Below are 3,599 nucleotides of genomic sequence, written 5' to 3'. Positions count from 1 at the left end.
GGCAGCTTCGAGCAGCCGGCCGGCTCCGACTGGACCACCTTCCGCCACACCTTCACCCAGGCCGGGGAGTTCCCCTACTTCTGCTCCATCCACGGGGGGCCGGGCGGTGTGGGCATGGCCGGCAAGGTGATCGTGCAGTCCGCCGCGACCGCGACGCCCACGGTGACGCCCACGGTAACGCCGACGGCAACAGTGACACCATCCGTGACGCCCACGCCGACCGGGACATCTGCGAGCCACGAGGTGTTCTTACCGGCTGTGGAGAAATAACTAGACACCCTTGCCGGTCACCGAGATAGGTGACCGGCAAGGGTACCTAGATCTCGTTGACATTCTTGGAGATAGCAGCCAGTTCCTCTGCCAGGGGACATGTCACCAGAACCTGACAAGTCACCACATTACCAATGGGATGAATTGCTTGAAGATATAGGCGCCCGGGTCTGTTGTCAAGATGATTCGGTCAATCCGCATACCGTCTTCCTTCATCCAGACATTCAGGGTTTGGAATGCGCTACTGGTGTCGTAGTAGCTTGGATTTATGTAAGGTCGCGTGCCGTCCTCCATCTCGCTTTTCCATGTAAATACGCAGGAATCCCAACCAGTCACGTTTTCGGCGATTCCGCGAGCGTTAGTGCTACCGTCTAGGCGCTGGCTATTCAACCCTACGTGCAGAGCGTCGTCAGTATTGTGACATCCTTCACCCAGAATCCAGATATACCACTTGGTTATTCCATCGGAGGCCGGGAAAGCTACTCGATACCGCAACTCCGGGGCAACACTTCTATAATCAATATCACTGCCAAAACTCACACCGCTATTGGGCTCCGCGCGCATATAGCATTTTCCACTCCAACCTGGGTTGTCTGTGCGACACCACCAAGAATGACTCGAACGGTCAATACGCTCATAGAAAGCCTCAGCTTGAAACTCGATCCAATCGGGCGAAGAGATGTTCAGACGCCGAACATAACGATTGTTACTGCGGGTGATGTCGTTCCCGAGCGCACTGATCGCGCAGAATTTCCAGTCGTCACTTTGTTTGGCGCAGATCGTTGATTCTTTCTGGATAGGTGGATAGAAGCCCACCATTTCAGCGCTGCCACCGATATTGACAATGTAAATCCCTGAGGTTTGGAAGACAGCACCGTTACTATCATAGTCCGAACGGCTATGACGTCTTGCGTTCCAGGCGGTGTTCATCGTGTAGCCAGGATCATTGCAGCCGGATGGTTCGGATATCCCACCTTGCCAGTCGACGTTGGCCGTCGTGTAGTTATATGCTGGATTCACAGGATGTTGCTGTTGGAACAAGATTCGCGATCGGATAATGACAGCGGCTGCTTCCAATCCGCTAAATGTAATCGTTCCGCCTAGACTTGCGGGGGGCCACCATTCACCGGGTATGGTATCCATGACTGCCTCGTCCACATTGTTGTAGCTGAAGACACGATACGGATACAAAAAGCCAGGACAATCAGGATCCGTGACCGCAGCTTTGACAGGACCATCGGCAGCCACTGATCGGCAGGTCGATGTAACGACGAATCCGAATATGACCAGGATAACAAAAAACCTAACCGATTGCCTGGTGAAACTTTGTTTGGTAGCGCGATAGAGCATGACGATTTCTCTGGTGGATGACTCAATGTGTGAATGAAACGCTGATTCCTTGAGGGGAAGAGTACATAGCTTCAGGGGAGAATATCGACGACATATTTCGTCTCGGTTTGCGTTTCAGGGTTCCAATCATAGACAATGGCATAGTGGCCGTTGGGCGAGACAGACTCTAAACCGAGTGCTGAGATCGGCCTCCGATAGACACCGTCGTCTGTGGTTGCAAACACAAAGCTCTGCAAGTGACCAGGGCGCTGCACACCGGGCGTGAAAATCCAGTCAGCCGATTTGACGCTGAAAAGTAGTGCTTTCCCGTCCATCACCCATGCCGGCGCAACAAAATCACTACGGACATCGTTGTCGGAGAAGCCTATATCCTGTCGTTGAATCAGGGCAAATGTCTTTCCGGTGATGCGGTTGTAAACATAGACTCCATTGTGACTGGCATAAGCCAAACGCGTGCCGTCGGGCGACCAGGCTACGTTGTTTGCATAGCCGGGGCTTTCTTCCAGTCGCGCCGTGATCGAGTATGTATTCATGTCAATTACATAGAGTGGAGCCCCCAAGGGAATCACAGCCACAAAATCTCCGCCAGGTGCAACGGTAAAAAACGAATACTCAGCCACCTCCATAACATCGATTGCCTGTCGATCGGTGAGCAGTGCAGCTAGTGGGAATAGGTCGCTCACCGATGCCAATCCACTTTTCTCCCGCTGACCGGAGCTTCTCAGAACCGCTGGTCGTTGTTGGGAATCGAAAAGCATTAAGTCTCCTCTGGACGTTTCCTGCACCGGCGGCTGTGCAACGTATGGAGCCCCCACATCCCTGATGATCAGTTCTTTTACGCCAGAGGGCAAGGCAAATCTGTACAGATCGTAGTACGGAATCCCGGATGGTCTACTGATGATGACCCCCTGCTCATGTCTGGGCGCAAGATAGTAGATGGCCTGGCCGTCAGAGCTCCAACTGGACCATACGCCATCCTTAGTGAGTAATGAAAGTTCTCCGGTATCGGGGTTGCCCAAATAGAGTCCAGTGCCGTCTTCCATCTCTCCCGGGGCCGGCGATGTGGCAAAGAATCCAACAAACTGTGTCGAATTCGGTGACCAGGACGTTAGACCATACGATGTGTGGTCGGCGCCGGGGAGTTGCAGGACTCGTCGATTAGCAAAGGTGATCTGATCCAAAACAGAATCGGTTTTCGTGTTGAGATCAGGATATGGAACAGGCTTACGCGGTGCAGACGTGCCGAAGGGTTCTGCCGCTGTTCGATTTGCATCATCGGCTGGAGTGGGAAGCGGGCTTATCAGCACTGGTTCGGAGGGTGTGGGAAGTGGGCTATTTGCAGCCCATTCCGCTTTCTTGCCATCTGTTTGCCTAATCGAGTCTATGGATAGTATCTTGTCTGGCAGAGCGTCCCAAATCCGTTCCGCGGATAACGCGCCTATGAACGCAATCACAAGGAGGATTGACAACAAGAGCATCAAGGACCTGGCGAACATTTTCATGATGTCTCGATTTCATACTCTTTCGAAATGCCCACAGTAGCAAGGGATCTACAATGTTCAGCGATAGGTCAGTGCGGAGTCACAAATATCCACATTCGAAGTAGGAGATTCTATCTGCATAGAGTAAAGCAACTCTAACAAACAGCTAACACATGTAGCCGACGATGAAATCATATCATAGCCCCCCCCCCCCATTTGTCAAGGCTCGGGCAACAATCGTATGCAAATCGTACGTATTGTGGCAAATTTCTAACGGCAGAGGCGCCGACCCCGCCGCCGGGGGTGACGTCTACCGCGACGCCCACGCCCACGCCATCCGCGGTGATCGTCCACGTGGGCAACAACGTATTCGATCCCCGGGAGATCACCATCCAGGTGGGCCAGACGGTGACCTGGGTGCGAGACGCGGGCTTCCACAGCGTCACCGCGGAGGACGGCAGCTTCGAGCAGCCGGCCGGCTCCGACTGGACCACCTTC

At 53.6% G+C, this 3,599-nt stretch carries 4 protein-coding genes; 1 reads left to right on the top strand and 3 read right to left on the bottom strand.

What is annotated here, in order from left to right:
* Positions 1–270, top strand: a 270-nt coding sequence (locus tag D6694_14465) for an endonuclease (protein RMH35798.1), incomplete at its 5' end; no start/stop codon positions are given.
* Between the two features lie 120 nt (positions 271–390).
* Here the strand turns inward: D6694_14465 and D6694_14460 are convergent.
* The 3 genes from D6694_14460 to D6694_14450 all read right to left on the bottom strand — a co-directional run.
* The gene (locus tag D6694_14460) at positions 391–1,620 is read right to left on the bottom strand and encodes a hypothetical protein (GenBank protein RMH35797.1); all 1,230 of its coding nucleotides are present in this window, start codon (positions 1,618–1,620) and stop codon (positions 391–393) included.
* 71 nt (positions 1,621–1,691) lie between these two features.
* Complete coding sequence (locus D6694_14455; GenBank protein RMH35796.1) at positions 1,692–3,122, bottom strand: hypothetical protein; 1,431 nt, start codon at positions 3,120–3,122, stop codon at positions 1,692–1,694.
* Positions 3,123–3,292: 170 nt separating this feature from the next.
* Positions 3,293–3,599: hypothetical protein (locus D6694_14450; protein RMH35795.1), on the bottom strand; the 307-nt coding region annotated here is incomplete at its 5' end.

Source organism: Gammaproteobacteria bacterium (assembly GCA_003696665.1).
Taxonomy (GTDB): Bacteria; Pseudomonadota; Gammaproteobacteria; order Enterobacterales.
Note: the sequence above shows the minus strand (reverse complement) of the source record. Positions and strands in the feature narration are given on the sequence as shown.